A 17911-nucleotide genomic window follows, 5' to 3' on the forward strand; every position below is an offset into this window, starting at 1 on the left:
CCTGATCCAATGAGCGACACGGCCCTCGAGGCGGTGCTGCGGCGCGACCGCACAGTCGTGACGGCCGCGCTCGTCATTATTGCCGTGCTCGCATGGGCCTATGTACTGTGGCTCGCCGCCGACATGACCATGCCGGATGCTGCCACGCCGAGCGCCACAAGTGGCGACATGGGTGACATGGACATGTCGGGTACCAATGCGGGCGGCATGGACATGCCGGGTATGGACATGGGTGGCATGGACATGGGCGCTGCGGTGGCGCCCGGTTTCCGGGCCTGGGCGCCAGCCGACTTCGCTTTCATCTTCGCCATGTGGGCCGTCATGATGGTTGGCATGATGACGCCGTCGGTCGCGCCGATGGTGCTGCTCTATGCCGGGGTCGGCCGCAAGGCGCGGGCGGGCGGGCGGCCCATCGCATCGACTGCATGGTTTTTTACCGGCTATCTGCTCGTCTGGGTTGCCTTCAGCGCGGCGGCGACCGGCACGCAATGGCTGCTGACCAGTCTCACCTTGCTGAGCCCGATGATGGCAACCAACAGTACGGTTCTCGGCGGCCTCGTCCTGATCGCCGCCGGTCTCTATCAATGGACTCCGATGAAGGGCGTCTGCCTGCAGCAATGCCAGGCACCGGTCGCATTTCTGGCCAGTCATGGCGGGTTCCGCTCCGATCCGCCTGGTGCGCTTCGATTCGGGATCCGTCACGGCGCCTATTGCCTCGGCTGTTGCTGGGCGTTGATGGCGCTCCTGTTCGTCGGCGGCGTCATGAACGTGCTGTGGATCGCCGGCATCGCCATCCTTGTTCTCCTGGAGAAGACGGTCCCGACCGGGCAGCTGATCCCGCGCATCTCTGGCGCGCTGATGGCGGCAATCGGCGCCTGGCTGCTCGTTCAAGCAATTTGAGCGGGGGCTCCTCCGGTTTCGGGCGGCACATGCGACCTGTCCTCGCCATGTGGCGTCTTTGGATATGCCAACTTATCCCGGGATAAATCCAGCAGCGCGCAGCAAATCCTCCGGACGGATTTCGATGGCAAAGTCCGGATCCGCGGCCGGCCGGCCTTTGCCAATTTTGTTTGCGCGGCTTGCTAATTTCCTGGTGCCCTTGGCTGCAATTCAGGCATTTGCCGCGGTTGGTTTTCAAACTCTTTGGAATTCGGTCATTTTCCTTGACCTCACGGGAATTATCGCCTTCGATGCCATTCGTGAATGGGAGGCAGCGCGTCGGTTGCGATGCGGGGTTCCGGGTATGGGCCGGAATGGGAGCTGCGTTCACACGGGAAAAGATCAGGGTTTGCCTGAAAAACAGAGAAAAGGGTCTGTGGGTCATGAAACATATTGCTATCAGCATTCTTGGCGCCGCCACGCTTGGATTGATGGCGTCGGCCGCCTCGGCAACGACGCTCGATACCGTCAAGGCAAAGGGCTTCATCCAGTGCGGTGTCTCGACCGGCCTGGCTGGCTTCTCGGCGCCGGACGACAAGGGTGACTGGCAAGGTATCGATGCGGATTTCTGCCGCGCTGTCGCGGCCGCCGTCTTTGGTAACGGCACCAAGGTCAAGTTCACTCCACTCAGCGCCAAGGAGCGGTTCACCGCTCTGCAATCCGGTGAGGTCGACATCCTGTCGCGCAACACCACCTGGACCATCAATCGCGATACCGCGCTCGGCCTGAACTTCATCGGCGTCACCTACTATGACGGCCAGGGCTTCATGATCAATGCCAAGAAGCTGCCCGGCGTCAATTCGGCGCTGCAGCTTTCCGGCGCCGCTGTCTGCGTGCAGAGCGGCACGACCACCGAGCTCAATCTCGCCGACTATTTCAAGGCCAACAAGATGGAGTACAACCCGGTCGTCTTCGAGAAGCTGGAAGAAGTCAACGCCGCCTATGACGCCGGCCGCTGCGACGTCTACACCACCGATCAGTCGGGCCTCTACGGCATCCGTCTGACGCTCGGGGCGCCGGCCGACCACGTCGTGCTGCCCGAGATCATCTCCAAGGAGCCGCTCGGACCGGCCGTTCGCCAGGGCGACGACCAGTGGTACCACATCGTCAAGTGGACCTATTTCGCGCTGCTGCAGGCAGAAGAACTCGGCATCACCAAGGCCAATGTCGATGAAATGAAGAACTCGCCCAGCCCGGAGATCAAGCGCGTGCTCGGCCAGGAAGCCGATACCAAGATCGGTACCGATCTCGGTGTCTCCAACGACTGGGTCGTCAACATCGTCAAGGCCGTCGGCAATTACGGCGAAATGTTCGACCGCAATGTCGGTTCGGGCAGCCCGCTGAAGATCGCCCGCGGCATCAATGCGCTGTGGACCAAAGGCGGCCTGCAATACGCTCCGCCGATCCGCTGATCGAAATGTGATCCGGAAGGCAGATCCTCTGCCTTCCGGTTTCTCTTTCCAGGGGACGGTCGAATGGCGTCGCAGGAAGTTATTCGAGTGGAGCCAAGTCGCGCTTCTCTCATCAACGATCCGAAAGTCCGCAGCATTTTCTATCAATGCTTGGTCGTTGCTTTGCTGGTGTCCGGTGTCTGGTGGATCGTCCACAACACGATCGTGAACCTGACGAACCTGCACATTGCCTCCGGGTTTACCTTTCTGAAGGGCCGCGCCGGCTTCGATATTTCCGATACGGCGATCGCCTATACGTCGGACTCCACCTATGGCCGGGCCATCATCGTCGGCTTGATCAACACGTTGATCGTCGCGTTTGTAGGCATCATCACTGCCACCATCATCGGTTTCATCGTCGGTGTCGGCCGGCTGTCGAAAAACTGGCTGATCCAGAAGATCTGCACCGTCTATGTCGAGGTGTTTCGCAACATTCCGCCTCTGCTGGTCATCTTCTTCTGGTATTCCGGCGTGCTCGCCGTGCTGCCGCCGCCGCGCGACAGCATCAACCTGCCGTTCGGCTCCTTCCTCAACCAGCGCGGCTTCTATTTTCCGCGCGCCATCTGGGGCGACGGCTCCTGGCTGATCCTGGTGGGACTGTTTGCCGGCATCGCCATGGCGTGGTTCGTCGCCCGCAAGGCGCATCAGCGGCAGATGGCGACCGGCCAGCAATTCCCGGTATTCTGGACATCGCTGGCGCTGATTGTCGGGCTGCCGCTGCTCGCCTATGCGCTGAGCGGCTTTCCGCTAACCTTCGACTTTCCCAAACAGTCCACCTTCAACCTGACCGGCGGTTTCGCCGTCAAGCCGGAGTTTCTGTCGCTCTACCTGGCGCTGTCGTTTTATACCGCGGCCTTCATCGCCGAGATCGTGCGCGCCGGCATTCGCGGCGTCGCCAGGGGCCAGAGCGAGGCGTCTGAGGCGCTTGGCCTGCGCTCCGGCCAGCTGTTGCGGCTGGTGGTTGTGCCGCAGGCCATGCGCATCGTCATTCCGCCGTTGGCCAGCCAGTACCTCAACCTGACCAAGAATTCCTCGCTCGCCATCGCCATCGGCTATCCCGACCTGACGGCGACGACCGGCACGGTGCTCAACCAGACCGGCCAGGCTGTGGAATGCGTGGTCATCATGATGGTGATCTATCTGGCCATCAGCCTTCTGACCTCGCTGTTGATGAACTGGTTCAACGCCAAAATGGCGCTGGTGGAGAGGTAGGGACATGCAAGAACATGATATGTCCTGGGTGCGCACCGAAATGGCGCTGGCGCAGCCGGCGCCAGCCAGCGTCACGGGCTTCGGTGCCTGGGTGCGCAAGAACCTGATCGCCTCAGCAGGCGACGCCATCCTGACCATTGTCGGCATCGCGCTGGTGGCGATAATCCTGCCGCAGATCATCAACTGGGCGTTCATCAACGCCGTGTGGACGGGACCGGACCGGACCGTGTGCGCCACTGTGGCGCAGGGCGGTATCCAGCCAGATGGCTGGTCGGGTGCCTGCTGGGCCTTCATCAACGCCAAGTTCGGCCAGGTCATGTTCGGCACCTACACGATCGAGGAGCGCTGGCGGCCGATCCTGACCGGCATATTGTTTGTGGTGCTTCTGGTGCCGATGCTGATGCCGAGTGTGCCACGCAAAGGCCTCAACGCCCTGCTGCTGTTCGTCTTTTTCCCCATCGTGTCCTATTTCCTTTTGGTCGGAGGTTCCTTCGGTCTGGAACATGTCGAAACCGCGCGCTGGGGCGGCCTGCTGGTGACGCTGTCGCTGTCTTTCGTGGCCATCGTCGCGTCGCTCCCGCTCGGCATCGTGCTGGCGCTCGGCCGGCGCTCCAGGATGCCGGTCGTCAAGATGCTGTGCGTCATCTTCATCGAAGCTGTACGCGGCATTCCGCTGATCACCGTTCTGTTCATGGCCAGCGTCATGCTGCCGCTGTTCCTGCCGCCGGGCGTCACCTTCGACAAGTACCTGCGCGCGCTGATCGGCGTGTCGCTGTTTTCCGCCGCCTATATGGCCGAGGTGGTGCGCGGCGGCCTGCAGGCGATCCCCAAGGGCCAGTATGAAGGCGCCGATTCGCTCGGTCTCGGCTATTGGCAGAAGATGTATTTCATCGTCATGCCGCAGGCGTTGAAGCTGGTGATTCCGGGCATCGTCAACACCTTCATCGGCATGTTCAAGGACACCACCCTGGTCCTCATCATCTCGATGTTCGACCTGCTCGGCATCATCAAGCAGAACTTCGCCGACCCCAACTGGGCGACGGCGCAGACGGCCAAGTCGGGTCTGGTCTTCGCGGCCTTCGTCTTCTGGCTGTTCTGCTTCGGCATGTCGCGTTATTCAATGTACACCGAACGTCGGCTCGATACCGGCCACAAACGCTAAACAAAAGAACAAGGGGACCCCTGCCATGGTCATAGAAAATGCCGTCAGCGCGGAAGAGATCAAGGTCAACGCCGCTAAGATGCACATCTCGACCACCGATGTCGCCATCGACATCATCGCCATGCACAAATGGTATGGTGAGTTCCATGTGCTGAAGGACATCAACCTGAAAGTGATGCGCGGCGAGCGTATCGTCATCTGCGGTCCGTCGGGCTCCGGCAAATCGACGATGATCCGCTGCATCAACCGTCTGGAAGAGCACCAGAAGGGCAAGATCATCGTCGACGGCAAGGAATTGACCAACGATCTGAAGAAGATCGACGAGGTGCGCCGGGAGGTCGGCATGGTGTTCCAGCACTTCAACCTGTTCCCACATCTGACCATCCTGGAGAACTGCACGCTGGCGCCGATCTGGGTGCGCAAGACGCCGAAGAAGCAGGCCGAGGAAATCGCCATGCATTTCCTCAAGCGCGTCAAGATCCCGGAACAGGCAAATAAATATCCCGGCCAGTTGTCCGGCGGCCAGCAGCAGCGCGTGGCGATCGCCCGCTCGCTGTGCATGAACCCGCGCATCATGCTGTTCGACGAGCCGACCTCGGCGCTCGATCCGGAAATGATCAAGGAAGTGCTGGAGACGATGGTCGGCCTTGCCGAAGAAGGCATGACCATGCTGTGCGTCACGCACGAAATGGGCTTTGCCCGCAAGGTCGCCAACCGGGTGATCTTCATGGATCAGGGCCAGATCGTCGAGCAGAACACGCCGGCCGAGTTCTTCGACCATCCGCGCCACGAGCGCACAAAACTGTTCCTGTCGCAGATCCTGCACTAGGCCTTCGACAACCAGGGAGAGCCCGGCTGAAACAGTGCCGGGCTCTTTTGCGTATGGACGGGCAGGAGGCGGGCGGTTTGTGTCGCGCCGGGGTCCGTTTGTAGGGCCGCCATTCATGAAAAAGCTGGGACGTTTTCTAGGCCTGCTGTTGATCGTCGTTGCGCTCGCTGTGACGCTGGGCACTCTCGTGCCGCGGCCGCTGTGGCGAGCGGCTGCCGCCACGCCCGCCGTCACGCACCATATCCTGGTGCTGAACAATCCGATCCACACCGACATCGCCATTCCGGTCGATGATGCCGTGCGCAAGCGCTTCCATTTCCTGGCCGAAGCCGGCATCCCGGCCGACAGTCCGGAGGTTCGCTACATCGTCTTCGGCTGGGGCGGCCGCGCCTTCTATCTGGAGACGCCGACCTGGTCAGAGTTGAAGGCGGCACCGGTGATGAAGGCGCTGACCCTCGACGCGTCGGTCATGCATGTCGATGTCGCCGGTGACATCGCCGAACCGCATCCGGAGGTTGCCGGCTTCGACATCGGCGAGGCGCGTTTTGCGGCGCTGCTCGATTTCATCGATGCAAGTTTCCAGCGCGGGCCGAAAGGCCCGATTGTTGTTCCGGACGCGGCCTATTCCAGGTTCGACGGTTTCTACGAAGCCAACGGCCATTTCAACGCGCTGGTCGGCTGCAACACCTGGACGGCGGCGGCATTGCGCACCGCCGGCCTGCGCACCGGATGGTGGAACCCGCTGCCGGCTTCGCTCGGCCTGTCGATGCGGCTTTACAATTAGCTCTCTTCCACTGGCCGGCTCCAGGCCTTCAGCGTCGGATGATTTTCTGCGGTTGCCAGCCATAAAGCCAATCCAGATCGGCGGCGAGTTTGTCCGACGAGCGCATCTTCAGGAACAGGTTGCGCGCGATAGCCACTGGACCCGCGGCATGCCAGGCAAGGCGATTGACGGCGCCGCGACGAGCGACCTTGGCGACGCGCGACCGTCGCAGGTTCTCCCAGATTTGAAGGCTTTGTGCCGGGTCGGCGGGGAAGTCGGCAACGACATCGGCAAGCATCGCCGCATCCTCGATCGCCATGGCGGCACCTTGCGCCGCGAACGGCGTCATCGCATGCGCGGCATCGCCGATCAGCGCCATGCCATCGGTCGTCCAAGGTTGTTTTCTGTCGACCGTATGGATCGGCCACGCCGTCCACGGGCCGGCTTCCTCGACCAGATGGGCGAGCGCGGCCGCCGTACCGCGCAGGGCACCGGTCAAGATCCTGGTGTCGGCGTTGCCGGACCAGCCCTCGGCAATGCGTTCGCCCTTGGTGAAGGCGGCAAGATTGAAGGCAGCGCCTTTGCTGACGGGATAGGCGACCATGTGGAAGCCGGGATGCAGGAAGGTGGTGACGCAATTGGTGGCACCGATCGCGGCAAAGGCTTGTCCGGCAGCGCTGTCGGCCGGAATGGTTGCGCGCCAGGCCAGCTCGCCCGAAAAGTGGCTTCTTGGCGACGCCGGCCCTTTGGTTGTGTCGACAAGCCCGCGCAGCGATGACCAGACGCCATCGGCGCCGACCAGCAGCAAGCCCCCGGCCTCGACTGTTTCGCCAGCCATCTCGGCAGCCACGGTGACACCATGGGTGCCTTTGGCAATGCTGCTGACCTGCGCGCCGGTGGTCAGAAGAATGTTCGGCATCTCGGCAACGCGCGCAGTCAGGGCGCTCTGCAGGTCGGCCCTGTGGGCGACGAGATAGGGTGCCTGCCAGCGGGCTTCGGCGGCTTGTCCGAGCGGCACACGTGCCAGTTCGCGCAACGTTGCGGCGTCCTTCAGTACCACGGCTTCCGGCCGCACCGCTGCCGGCAGCAGTCGGTCGAGCACCCCAAGCTGGCGAAGGATGCGTGTTGCGTTGGGAGAAAGCTGGATGCCGGCGCCGGCCGCTTCCAGGCGCTGCGCCTGTTCGAACACCTGCACAAGGTAGCCGCGTTCGGCGAAAGCAACGGCAGCGGTTAGCCCGGCAACGCCGGCCCCGGCGATAACGACTTGCCGGGACCGCGTGTCGTCCATTGGGCTTGTCGCGAAAGAATCAGGCAGCCTGGTCGATGTAGGTGCAGCCGGCCGGCAGCGTTTCCGTCGCCTTCAGCTTTGGCGAATAGCGGTAGAGCGTCGAGCAATAGGGGCAGACTTTTTCATTGTCGTCGCCCATGTCGAGAAACACGTGTGGATGGTCGAAAGGCGGGTTGGCGCCCGTGCACATGAATTCCTTGACGCCGATGTCGATTGCCGGGTGGCCCGCATCGTTCTGAAAATGGGGAATGGAACCGCCTGCCATCGTCGTCTCCTTAATGCAGTCTCTCTGCATCTGGATCATAACCGGTCTCTTTGCAAGTTCGATGAAATCAAACTGTCGCAAAAGCCTGTCAGAGGATAAGTTAAGCCGGTTAACCGGCGAGCGGTTGCGGGGAAGAACGGGAATCATGAACGAACTGAAGCCGGTGCAGAGCGAATTCGTGAATATCGAGGTGGTTCGCCCGGAGGGCGGCAACCCGGATCGCTTTGTTAACCGGGAGTTTTCCTGGCTGCAGTTCAACCGGCGCGTTCTCGAGGAATCGCTGAATCTCAATCATCCGCTGCTCGAGCGCGTCCGCTTCCTGTCGATCTCGGCGGCTAATCTCGATGAGTTCTTCATGGTCCGCGTCGCCGGTCTTGCCGGCCAGGTGCGCGAGGGCATCACGCTGAAGAGCCCCGACGGCCGAACCCCCGAACAGCAGCTCGAACAGCTGCTGCGGGAGGTCGAGCGGCTGCAGGAAGACCAACAGAAGAGCCTTTCGGCGCTCACCGTGCTGCTCAACAAGGAAGGCATCGAGAGCATCACCCGCGATGCGCTGACCAAGGACGAAAAGGTCTGGCTGGAAGACCATTTTCAGGAGCAGGTGTTTCCGGTGCTCACCCCGCTGTCGATCGACCCGGCGCATCCGTTCCCGTTCATTCCCAATCTCGGCTTCTCGATGGCGCTGCAATTGCGCCATCGTAAGAACGGCGAGGAGATGAGCGCGCTGCTGCGCCTGCCGGTGGCGCTGAAGCGCTTCATCCGTCTGCCGGATCGCAAGCACCATGTCCGCTTCATCCCGCTGGAAGAGGCGGTCGGCCTCTACATCGGCAAGCTGTTCCCCGGCTACGAGGTCAAGGGCTCAGGCACATTCCGCATCATCCGTGACAGTGATATCGAGGTCGAGGAGGAATCCGAGGATCTGGTGCGCCTGTTCGAGACAGCGCTGAAGCGGCGCCGCCGCGGTTCGGTGATCCGCATCGAATTCGACAGACTGATGCCTGGCGAATTGCGTGAGTTCGTTGCCGGCGAGCTTGGCGTGTCGTCGAGCCGCATCAGCGTCCTGACCGGGCCGCTGGCGCTCAGCCAGATTTCCGAGATCGTCGCCGTCCCCCGCGACGACCTCAAATTCACGCCTTACAATCCGCGCTTCCCCGAGCGCATCCGCGAGCATGGCGGCGACTGTTTTGCCGCAATCCGCGAGAAGGACATCGTCGTCCATCATCCCTACGAATCTTTCGACGTGGTGGTGCAGTTCCTCCGCCAGGCGATGGCCGATCCGGAAGTGGTGGCGATCAAGCAGACGCTGTACCGCACGTCAAACGACAGCCCGATCGTGCGCGCGCTGGTCGACGCGGCCGAGGCCGGCAAGTCGGTCACCGCGCTGGTTGAGCTCAAGGCGCGTTTCGACGAGGAAGCCAACATCCGCTGGGCGCGCGACCTGGAGCGCGCCGGCGTGCAGGTCGTGTTCGGCTTCCTTGAGCTGAAAACCCATGCGAAAATGTCGCTGGTGGTGCGGCGGGAGGACGGCAAGCTGCGCAATTACGTGCATCTCGGCACCGGCAACTACCATCCGGTCACCGCGCGCATCTACACCGATCTGTCCTTCTTCACCACCGATCCGACGATCGCCCGCGATGTCGCCCAACTGTTCAATTTCATCACCGGCTATGCCGAGCCGACGGATGAAATGCGGCTGGCGATCTCGCCGTTCACGCTGAGAAGCCGCATCTTGAAGCATATTGCCGACGAGATCGCCCATGCGGTGGAGGGGAGGCCGGCGCGCATCTGGATGAAGATGAACGCGCTTGTCGATCCGATCATCATCGATGCGCTCTATGACGCCGGCCGTGCCGGCGTCGAGATCGACCTCGTCGTGCGCGGCATCTGCTGCCTGCGGCCTCAGGTGCCGGGCCTGTCGGAAAACATTCGTGTGAAATCGATTGTCGGCCGTTTTCTCGAACACAGCCGCATCTATTGCTTCGGAAATGGCCATGGGCTGCCGTCGGACGGCGCGATAGTCTACATCTCTTCGGCCGACCTCATGCCGCGCAATCTCGACCGTCGGGTCGAGACCATGGTGCCGATCACCAATCCAACTGTGCATGAACAGATCCTGGGCCAGATCATGCTGGGCAACATCATGGACAATCAGCAAAGTTTCGACGTATTGGCTGATGGAACCTCCCGGCGCGTCGTGCTGGAGGAGGGCGAGGAACCGTTCAACGCGCAGGAATATTTCATGACCAATCCGAGCCTGTCCGGACGGGGTGACGCGCTGAAGTCGCATGCGCCCAAGCGCATCGCGCAGTTCAAGCGCCGCAAGAAGAACGCCGCAGCGTCCAGCTGATGCTGTCCGATTCCCAGGGCCGGTTGCAGGACCGCCGACCGCTGTCCATCATCGACATCGGGTCGAACTCGATCCGCCTCGTCGTCTATGAGGGGCTGGCGCGCTCGCCGACCATGCTGTTCAACGAAAAGATGCTGGCCGGTCTCGGCCGCGGCATCGTTTCCACCGGCAAGCTCGACCCCGAGGCGGTGACGCGTTCGATGGAGGAGTTCCGCCGCTTTCGCGCGCTCTCCGACCAGGCAGGCGCCGAGCATATGTATGTGCTGGCCACCGCCGCGGCCCGCGAGGCGATTAACGGTCCCGATTTCATCCACCGTGCCGAGGACGTGCTCAAGACCGAGATCCGCGTGATCAGCGGTCGCCAGGAGGCCTATTATTCGGCGCTTGGCGTCATTTCGGGCTTCCATCCGGCCAATGGCATCGCCGGCGATCTCGGTGGCGGCAGCCTCGAACTGGTCGACGTCAACGGTGAAGCGATCGGCGACGGCATAACGCTGCCGCTAGGCGGCCTGCGCCTGCAGGACATGGCGAAGAATTCGCTGACTCAGGCGGCGAAGATCACGCGGGACGAACTGGCGAGGGCCAAGCTGTTGAAAGGCGGGCAGGGCAGGCCCTTCTACGCCGTCGGCGGCACCTGGCGAAATCTCGCCCGGCTGCACATGGAAATGACCAACTATCCGCTTGGTGTCATGCACCACTACGAGATTAGCGCCGACAGTGCGACAAACTTCCTCAAGCAGGTCGCCAAAGCCGAGATCGAGAAGGTCAAGGGTATTGAAGGCGTGTCGAAGAACCGCCGTTCGCTGCTGCCTTATGGCGCCATCGTGCTGCAGGAGATCATGGCGGCGATGCAGCCGTCGAAGATCATCGTCTCGGCGCTCGGCGTGCGCGAGGGCTTTCTCTATTCGCTGCTCGATGAGGCCGAACAGAAGGCCGATCCGCTGATTTCGGCCTCGGAGGAACTCGCCCGTCTGCGCTCGCGCTCTGTCACCCATGCGCATGAACTTGTCGACTGGACCGCAAGGACCTTTGCCGCCTTCGGCATCGACGAGACCGAGGACGAGGCGCGCTATCGCCACGCAGCCGCATTGCTTGCCGACATCGGCTGGCGCGCGCATCCCGAATATCGCGGCAAGCAGTCGCTCAACATCATCGCACACGCTTCCTTCTTCGGCGTCGACCATCCCGGCCGTGCCTTCCTGGCGATGGCCAATGCCTATCGTCACGACGGCATTTTCAACGAAGCCTTTGCACCCGAGATCAAGGCGCTGGCTTCGCCGCGTTATCTGGAGCGGGCACGCATGCTGGCGGCGATGATGCGCGTCGTCTACCTGCTGACGGCGTCGATGCCCGGCATCATGCCCAGGCTGAAATGGGAACAGCGCGCCAACGGCGTGCTGGCGCTGGTGTTGCCCGCGTCGCTGGCCGACCTCTATGGCGAACGGCCGGCCGGGCGCCTGGCGCAACTGGCAAGGATAAGCAACCGCCGGCTGGTGCTGGCCGTCGAAGGCGGCCCAAGCGTTTCGGTGAAATAGAGCGTATCGGTCAAGTAGGCCTTAACGCCGAACCGTGGCCGTCGGCTGACCACACGCCGGCCCCGGCCATCGCCAGCGCCACAAAACCACCCGATATGGCGATGTCCTTCATCAGCATCTGCTGGTGCAGGAAGGTAAGCATCGCGTCATCGCCGCCCTGGCCGTAATGGCCGATGAAACCGGCGACAATGCAGAAGGCGGCAAGCAGCAATGCGGTGATCCGGGTCTGGAATCCGACCAGGATCAGCAGCCCGGCGATCAATTCGAACAAGCCAGTGCCCCAGGCGGCAAGCGTCGGCAGCGGCAGGCCGAGGCTGGCGAAATAGTCTGTCGTGCCGGCAATGTCGGAAAGGGCGTCGAAGCCGGAGGGTACGAACAGGGCTGCGAGCAGCAGCCGGGAAAGCAGCAGCAGTGCGTTGCGGGGCATGCTTGTCACCTCCGATGTCGATCATCGGGCACAGCCGATCGGCCGGCCGTTCAACCCGACGTCTCGACCCTACCAGCAACGCGGGCGCAAATCCCGGCAGGCAGTTCGAGATGCGTGGACCTATGCACCGACAACGCAAAAGCGGCGCGGAAAATTCCGCACCGCTTTGTCTGCATGGCTTGGGAGGGAAGGCTCAGCCGCGCTTGGCGTCGACCGAATAGGCGCCAGCGCCCGAGGTGGCCAACACGATGAAGCCGCCGGCAATCCCCAGATTCTTGAGGAAGTTGATCATCTGCATCTGGTCGGCCCAACCGGTGTGGGCGACCAGCGCGGTGGCGACGGTGAAGATCGCGAGCACCCAGGCGGTAATCCGGGTCTGGAAGCCAATGAGGATGGCGACGCCGCCGAGAAGCTCGATCAGGCCGACGATGATAGCCGTCGCGGTCGGCAGGGGCAGGCCGAGGCTGCCGAAATAGCCGGCTGTGCCGGCGATCGCGGTGAGCTTGCCGAAACCTGAAAGCAGGAAGATGACGGCAAGCAGGACGCGGCCGAGGAGGATGGTGGCTGAGGCATTGGAAGCGCCGGAACCGGCGACGGAAGTGTTGATGGACATGGTGACTCTCTCCAGGAAGGGGTTGATACCGCTGAAATAGAGCACGCGGACTGTTCACCAAAGCCGCCAGACTGGCGACACATTGTTCACAGCGTTTACATTTCCGTGATCGGGCGACTTACGCAAAATTCGCGTCGAGTCAGGCCGCGACAGGAGGAAATTCTCCCGCCGAAAAATCCTACCCCGGATGGGTCATATCCTCGGGCCGCACCAGCCGGTCGTAGTCGGCTTCGCTGACCAGCCCGGTGGCGAGCGCTTCCTCGCGCAGCGTCGTGCCGTTCTTGTGCGCGGTCTTGGCGATCTTGGCGGCATTGTCGTAACCGATGGTCGGGGCCAGCGCCGTCACCAGCATCAGCGAGCGGTCGAGTGCCGCCTTGATGTTGTCTTCTCGTGCCTCGATGCCAACCACGCAATTGTCGGTGAAGGAGACCGAAGCGTCGGAGAGCAACTGCACCGACTGCAGGAAATTGTAGGCCATCAGCGGGTTGTAGACGTTGAGCTCGAAATGGCCCTGGCTGCCGGCGAAGGTGAGGGCGGCATTGTTGCCGAACACATGCACGCAGACCTGCGTCATCGCCTCGCACTGGGTCGGATTGACCTTGCCCGGCATGATCGAGGAGCCCGGCTCGTTTTCCGGCAGCGACAGTTCGCCGAGGCCCGAGCGCGGACCGGAACCAAGGAAGCGGATGTCGTTGGCGATTTTGAACAGCGCCGCAGCCGCCGCGTTGATGGCGCCGTGCGAGAACACCATCGAATCGTGGGCGGCGAGCGCCTCGAACTTGTTCGGCGCGGTGACAAAGGCGATGCCGGTGATGGCGGCTATGCGGTCCGCCACCCTTTCGGCGAAGCCGACGGGCGCATTGAGGCCCGTGCCGACGGCGGTGCCGCCCTGCGCCAGTTCCTGCAGGCCGGGCAGCGTCAGCTCAATGCGCTTGATCGACGAGGCGACCTGCGCGGCATAGCCCGAGAATTCCTGGCCAAGCGTCAGCGGCGTGGCATCCTGCGTGTGCGTACGCCCGATCTTGATGATGTGGGCGAATGCCCGGCTCTTGGCGTCCAGCGCCTTGTGCAGGTGCTTCAGAGCCGGCAGCAGGTCGTGCACGATGCGCTCGGCGCAAGCGATGTGCATGGCCGTCGGATAGGTGTCGTTCGACGACTGGCTCATGTTGACGTGGTCGTTGGGATGCACCGGCTTCTTCGATCCCATGACGCCGCCCAGCATCTCGATCGCCCGGTTGGAAATCACCTCATTGGCGTTCATGTTGGACTGCGTGCCCGAGCCGGTCTGCCAGACGACCAGCGGGAAATGGTCGTTGAGCTTGCCATCGATAACTTCTTGCGCTGCCTCGACGATAACCTTGCCGATCGCCGGGTCGAGCCGCTTCAGTTCCATGTTGGCTTCGGCCGCCGCCCGCTTGACGATGCCGAGCGCGCGCACGATCGATGCAGGCTGCTTTTCCCAGCCGATCTTGAAATTGCCAAGCGAACGCTGTGCCTGTGCTCCCCAGTACCGGTCGGCGGCGACTTCGATCGGCCCGAACGTGTCGGTTTCGGTTCTGGTCTTTGCAGCGGTCACGGGTCTCTCCTTGTCGAAGTCGGCAACGGCGTATCGCGTTGCACAAACGGCTTCAAGCGGAGATTGCGGGCGGGACGGATGCAAATCGGTTGAAGCCTTTAGCCCTGGAAGGAGAGCCGGGGCGCTCACCCCGCCGTATAGCCGCCATCGATGGAAAAAATGCCGCCGCTGGTCCAGGCCGCCTCGTCGCTCGCGAGATAGACCGCGATGCCGGCCAGATCGTCGGGGCGGCCGATTCTGCCGAGCGGATAGCTGCGCTCGACATACGCTTTCAGCTCCGCCTTCGCCTCGGCCGGCAAATTGTCGACCGTTTTGCGCCGCATGGCCGTGTCCACAGTGCCGGGCGCGATGGCGTTGACGCGGACGCCGCGCGGCCCGAGTTCGAAGGCCAGCGATTTGGTCAGCGAGTTCAATGCGCCTTTCGACAGGGAATAGAGGCTCGACGGCCGCTTCGGGATCATCTTGTTGGCGAAGTAAGACGAGATGTTGATCACCGATGCGCCAGCTGGCAGATGCGGCAGCAGGCCCTGGGTGAGGAAGAACACCGCCGTCACATTGAGCGCGAAGGATTGCTGGAACTGCTCCTCGCTGACGGTTTCGAACGGCACCAGGAAGGCCACGCCGGCATTGTTGACGAGTATATCGAGCGGCCTGCCGGATTGTTTCACATGCTCGACGACGGCTGCGATGCCGGCCGATGTTGCAAGGTCGGCCGACAGCGTCTCGACACTGCCGCCGAGGTGCTTGCGGGCGGCGTCGAGCTTTTTGATGTCACGGCCGACGATCAGGACGTCCGCGCCCTCGCGCGAAAAGGCCTTTGCAATCGCGAGGCCGATCCCGTCCGACCCGCCGGTAACCAGCGCGCGCTTGTTGTGAAGTCTCATTCGACGCTCCGAGGCAAGCTTTGGCCACTTCGAGAGCAGCGCATATAAGCGGCCGCGGTCAAGCCTTCGGTCTATCCCATGGTATGAACTTCGACCGCTGCCGGCTCTCGCATGGGCTCCCGGGTTGCGAGCCGCCCCGCGACAAAATTCTTGACCTGGCGGACCGCCTGTTCGCGCGAGACGCTGCCCGGCTGCAGGCCGAGCCGCAGCCAAAGCCCGTCGATCAACGCGGTGACGCCAAGCGCGATGTCGTCGGCGTCCGCCGGCGAGGCAAGGCCGCGCAGGCCGGACAACAGGTTGGATCGCATGCGCGCGTGAATCACCTTTTGGATACGCGCCATCTTCTCGTCGCGCGGCACCTCGGCGCAGAGCGAAAGCCAGGCATGGCAAAGGGGAGGCTGAAAAAGATGCGGTTCGAAATTACCCTCGATCACGGCATCCATGCGCTCCATCGGAGTGTTGGCCCGGCGCAGGCGCGCGATCACCGCGTGGCACAGGACGGCGTTGGCTTCGCGCATCGCGTGCTCGAACAATTCCTGCTTGTTGCGGAAATAGTGCAGCACGATTCCCTTGGAGGCGCCGGCCTGGGCCGCCACCTTTTCCAGCGTCGCGCCGGCAATGCCCTCGCGCTCCAGCACCGCGAACGCCGCCTGCCGCAGCTCCTTGCGGCGTATGTCGCTGAGACGCTTGAGTTTCACCGGATCGATCCATGCATTGCGATTCCACATTGACATTTTCGCCCACTCAGATCAACAATTGACCAGTGGGACAATAAAAAGACCAAGCGGTCAATTTTGAAATGAGGAGAACCGAAATGTTTCGCATCCTTGCAAATGGCGTCTGTCTCGCCACCCTGGCGCTGGCCTCTCATGCGGCTCAAGCAACTGAGCCCGAGCAGTGCAGGGCCGTGCGCATGGCCGAACCTGGCTGGAACGATCTGGCATTCACCACCGGGGTTGCCGATGTTCTGTTCGAAGCCCTTGGCTATCAGCCGCAGAGTTCGGTGCTCGGTATCAACGTCATCTACGAAGGCATGAAGAACAACGATCTCGACCTGTTCCTGGGTTACTGGAACCCGGCCATGGTCACCTATTACGAGCCCTACAAGAAGGACGGCTCGGTCGAGAACGTGCGCATCAATCTCGAAGGCGCCAAATACACCTTCGCTGTTCCGACCTATGTCTGGGACGCCGGCGTCAAGGACTTCGCGGACTTGCACAAGTTCGCCGACAAGTTCGGCAAGAAGATGTACGGCATCGAACCTGGCTCGAACCAGTTGATGATGGATGCCATCGCCGATCCGTCGCTTGGCCTCAATGGCTGGCAGGTCGTCGAGTCGAGCGAAGCCGGCATGCTGTCCGAGGTCGGCTACGAGATAAAGGAAAAGCAGTTCATCGTCTTCCAGGGCTGGGCCCCGCATCCGATGAACACCATGTACGACTTCAAGTATCTCACAGGCGGCGACAAGTTTTATGGCCCTAACCTCGGCGCGGCGACAGTGACCACGCAAGCCCGCAAGGGCTATCTCGAACAGTGCCCGAATGCCGGGCAACTGCTGAAGAACCTGGCCTTCGACATCGATTTCGAGAATGTCGGCATGGGCTACCTGATCAATGACGGTATGAAGCCGGAAGAGGCGGGGCTGAAGGCGATCACGCTGAACAAGGATCGGCTCGACACCTGGCTCGCCGGCGTCACCACATTCGACGGCAAGCCCGGCCTTGCCGCGGTCAAGGAAAAGCTCGGCCTGTGAGATCGGCAGCACTTGATGCCTCGCCGAATGCCTGGGCGCAACAGGACGCCTGGGCCGCCCGCAAGCAATCCGTCGACATAGGCGATCTCGACATCGCCTATGTCGAAATCGCGGGTGCCGAGCCGGCGCTGCTGTTGGTGCACGGCTTCACCGACACCGGCCGCAGCTTTTCGCTCTTGGCGCCGCATCTTGCCGGGCGCCGGCTGGTCATCCCAGATCTGCGCGGCCATGGCGGCACGCCAGCCGGCAAGGGCTGCCGCATCGCCGATTTCGCAAGTGACATTGCCGGATTGATCAGCCGCTTGCGGCTTGACCGGCCGGTGGTCGTCGGCCATTCGCTGGGCGCCATGGTGGCTATCGCACTGGCCGCGCGGCACAACGGGCTCATCGGCGGGTTGGTGCTACTGGCTGGCACATTGAAGCCCGATCTGGAGCAGGACCATCCACTGGTCATGGGCGTTCAGGCTCTGCGCGACCCGATATCGCCGGCCGATCCGTTCTATGCCTGGTGGCATGCCTGCCGGCCCGGCGTGCCCCAGGCCTTTCTCGCCGGTCTGGCGAAAGACGCCTCGGCGATGCCGGCGTCGCGCTGGCGAGCGATCCTGAAGGAAATCCGCCGCGCCGATCTGAGTGGCGCGGCGCGGGCCGTGCGGGCTCGAACGCTGATCATCGCCGGCGCGCGCGACCCCCTGTTCGGCGAGGCACATCAGCAGGCACTGTCACATTCCCTTGTGGGGGCAAGTCTCGTGCACGCCGAGGCGTGTGGCCACAATCCTCATTGGGAGGATCCGGCCTTTGTTGCCGACGCCATAGGCAAGACATTCGGGTTCGGCTAGTGCCAGAGCGCTTGACGGTGGCATATCCCGC

Annotated in this window: 17 protein-coding genes; 10 read left to right on the forward strand and 7 right to left on the reverse strand. The window is 62.5% G+C overall.

The window, feature by feature from the left end; translation table 11 throughout:
- The first annotated feature begins 9 nt into the window (after window positions 1-9).
- The 6 genes from AC1D10_RS24565 to AC1D10_RS24590 all read left to right on the forward strand — a co-directional run bounded on the left by AC1D10_RS24565 (window position 10) and on the right by AC1D10_RS24590 (window position 6377).
- Window positions 10-900, forward strand: a complete 891-nt coding sequence (locus AC1D10_RS24565; RefSeq protein WP_477276426.1) for a DUF2182 domain-containing protein — start codon at window positions 10-12, stop codon at window positions 898-900.
- A 422-nt stretch (window positions 901-1322) separates the two neighbouring features.
- On the forward strand, window positions 1323-2351 hold the full coding sequence (locus tag AC1D10_RS24570) for an amino acid ABC transporter substrate-binding protein (protein WP_477276428.1): 1029 nt from the start codon (window positions 1323-1325) through the stop codon (window positions 2349-2351).
- Between the two features lie 63 nt (window positions 2352-2414).
- Window positions 2415-3602 (forward strand): amino acid ABC transporter permease, encoded by a 1188-nt coding sequence (locus tag AC1D10_RS24575; RefSeq protein ID WP_477276430.1) that lies wholly within the window; start codon window positions 2415-2417, stop codon window positions 3600-3602.
- A gap of 4 nt (window positions 3603-3606) precedes the next feature.
- Window positions 3607-4764 (forward strand): amino acid ABC transporter permease, encoded by a 1158-nt coding sequence (locus AC1D10_RS24580; protein WP_379106498.1) that lies wholly within the window; start codon window positions 3607-3609, stop codon window positions 4762-4764.
- Window positions 4765-4843: 79 nt separating this feature from the next.
- Window positions 4844-5593: an amino acid ABC transporter ATP-binding protein gene (locus AC1D10_RS24585; RefSeq protein ID WP_031240865.1), complete on the forward strand. Its 750-nt coding sequence runs from the start codon at window positions 4844-4846 to the stop codon at window positions 5591-5593.
- 115 nt (window positions 5594-5708) lie between these two features.
- A complete protein-coding gene (locus tag AC1D10_RS24590; protein WP_477276432.1) occupies window positions 5709-6377 on the forward strand; it encodes a TIGR02117 family protein in 669 nt (222 codons plus the stop codon).
- A gap of 28 nt (window positions 6378-6405) precedes the next feature.
- Here the strand turns inward: AC1D10_RS24590 and AC1D10_RS24595 are convergent, their stop codons facing one another.
- Both AC1D10_RS24595 and AC1D10_RS24600 read right to left on the reverse strand, forming a co-directional pair.
- A complete protein-coding gene (locus AC1D10_RS24595; protein WP_477276434.1) occupies window positions 6406-7644 on the reverse strand; it encodes an FAD-dependent monooxygenase in 1239 nt (412 codons plus the stop codon).
- Window positions 7645-7663: 19 nt separating this feature from the next.
- Entirely contained in the window at window positions 7664-7909 is a 246-nt protein-coding gene (locus AC1D10_RS24600) for a zinc-finger domain-containing protein (RefSeq protein WP_477276436.1), read from the reverse strand.
- A 145-nt stretch (window positions 7910-8054) separates the two neighbouring features.
- Here AC1D10_RS24600 and AC1D10_RS24605 point away from each other — a divergent pair, with 145 nt between their 5' ends.
- Window positions 8055-10256, forward strand: a complete 2202-nt coding sequence (locus tag AC1D10_RS24605) for an RNA degradosome polyphosphate kinase (protein WP_379106505.1) — start codon at window positions 8055-8057, stop codon at window positions 10254-10256.
- Entirely contained in the window at window positions 10256-11791 is a 1536-nt protein-coding gene (ppx, locus tag AC1D10_RS24610; RefSeq protein WP_477276438.1) for an exopolyphosphatase, read from the forward strand. The genes AC1D10_RS24605 and ppx overlap by 1 nt, the downstream gene beginning before the upstream one ends.
- 10 nt (window positions 11792-11801) lie before the next feature.
- Here ppx and AC1D10_RS24615 read toward each other — a convergent pair whose 3' ends face one another.
- The 5 genes from AC1D10_RS24615 to betI all read right to left on the reverse strand — a co-directional run bounded on the left by AC1D10_RS24615 (window position 11802) and on the right by betI (window position 16025).
- Window positions 11802-12218, reverse strand: coding sequence for a DoxX family protein (locus tag AC1D10_RS24615; RefSeq protein ID WP_477276440.1), 417 nt, complete (start codon window positions 12216-12218; stop codon window positions 11802-11804).
- Between the two features lie 193 nt (window positions 12219-12411).
- A complete protein-coding gene (locus tag AC1D10_RS24620) occupies window positions 12412-12831 on the reverse strand; it encodes a DoxX family protein (RefSeq protein ID WP_477276442.1) in 420 nt (139 codons plus the stop codon).
- A gap of 178 nt (window positions 12832-13009) precedes the next feature.
- Window positions 13010-14407 (reverse strand): class II fumarate hydratase, encoded by a 1398-nt coding sequence (gene fumC, locus AC1D10_RS24625; RefSeq protein WP_477276444.1) that lies wholly within the window; start codon window positions 14405-14407, stop codon window positions 13010-13012.
- A 125-nt stretch (window positions 14408-14532) separates the two neighbouring features.
- Window positions 14533-15291 (reverse strand): SDR family NAD(P)-dependent oxidoreductase, encoded by a 759-nt coding sequence (locus tag AC1D10_RS24630; protein ID WP_477276446.1) that lies wholly within the window; start codon window positions 15289-15291, stop codon window positions 14533-14535.
- Between the two features lie 71 nt (window positions 15292-15362).
- Window positions 15363-16025 (reverse strand): choline-binding transcriptional repressor BetI, encoded by a 663-nt coding sequence (gene betI / locus AC1D10_RS24635; RefSeq protein ID WP_477276448.1) that lies wholly within the window; start codon window positions 16023-16025, stop codon window positions 15363-15365.
- A gap of 80 nt (window positions 16026-16105) precedes the next feature.
- On the opposite strand from betI, the gene choX reads away from it, so the two are divergent.
- Together choX and AC1D10_RS24645 are read left to right on the forward strand one after the other, a co-directional pair.
- A complete protein-coding gene (gene choX, locus AC1D10_RS24640) occupies window positions 16106-17044 on the forward strand; it encodes a choline ABC transporter substrate-binding protein (RefSeq protein WP_477276450.1) in 939 nt (312 codons plus the stop codon).
- The gene (locus AC1D10_RS24645; protein WP_477276452.1) at window positions 17041-17880 is read left to right on the forward strand and encodes an alpha/beta fold hydrolase; all 840 of its coding nucleotides are present in this window, start codon (window positions 17041-17043) and stop codon (window positions 17878-17880) included. The genes choX and AC1D10_RS24645 overlap by 4 nt, the downstream gene beginning before the upstream one ends.
- Window positions 17881-17911 lie beyond the last annotated feature (31 nt).

The sequence above is a fragment of the Mesorhizobium sp. P2_A8 genome, assembly GCF_056404935.1.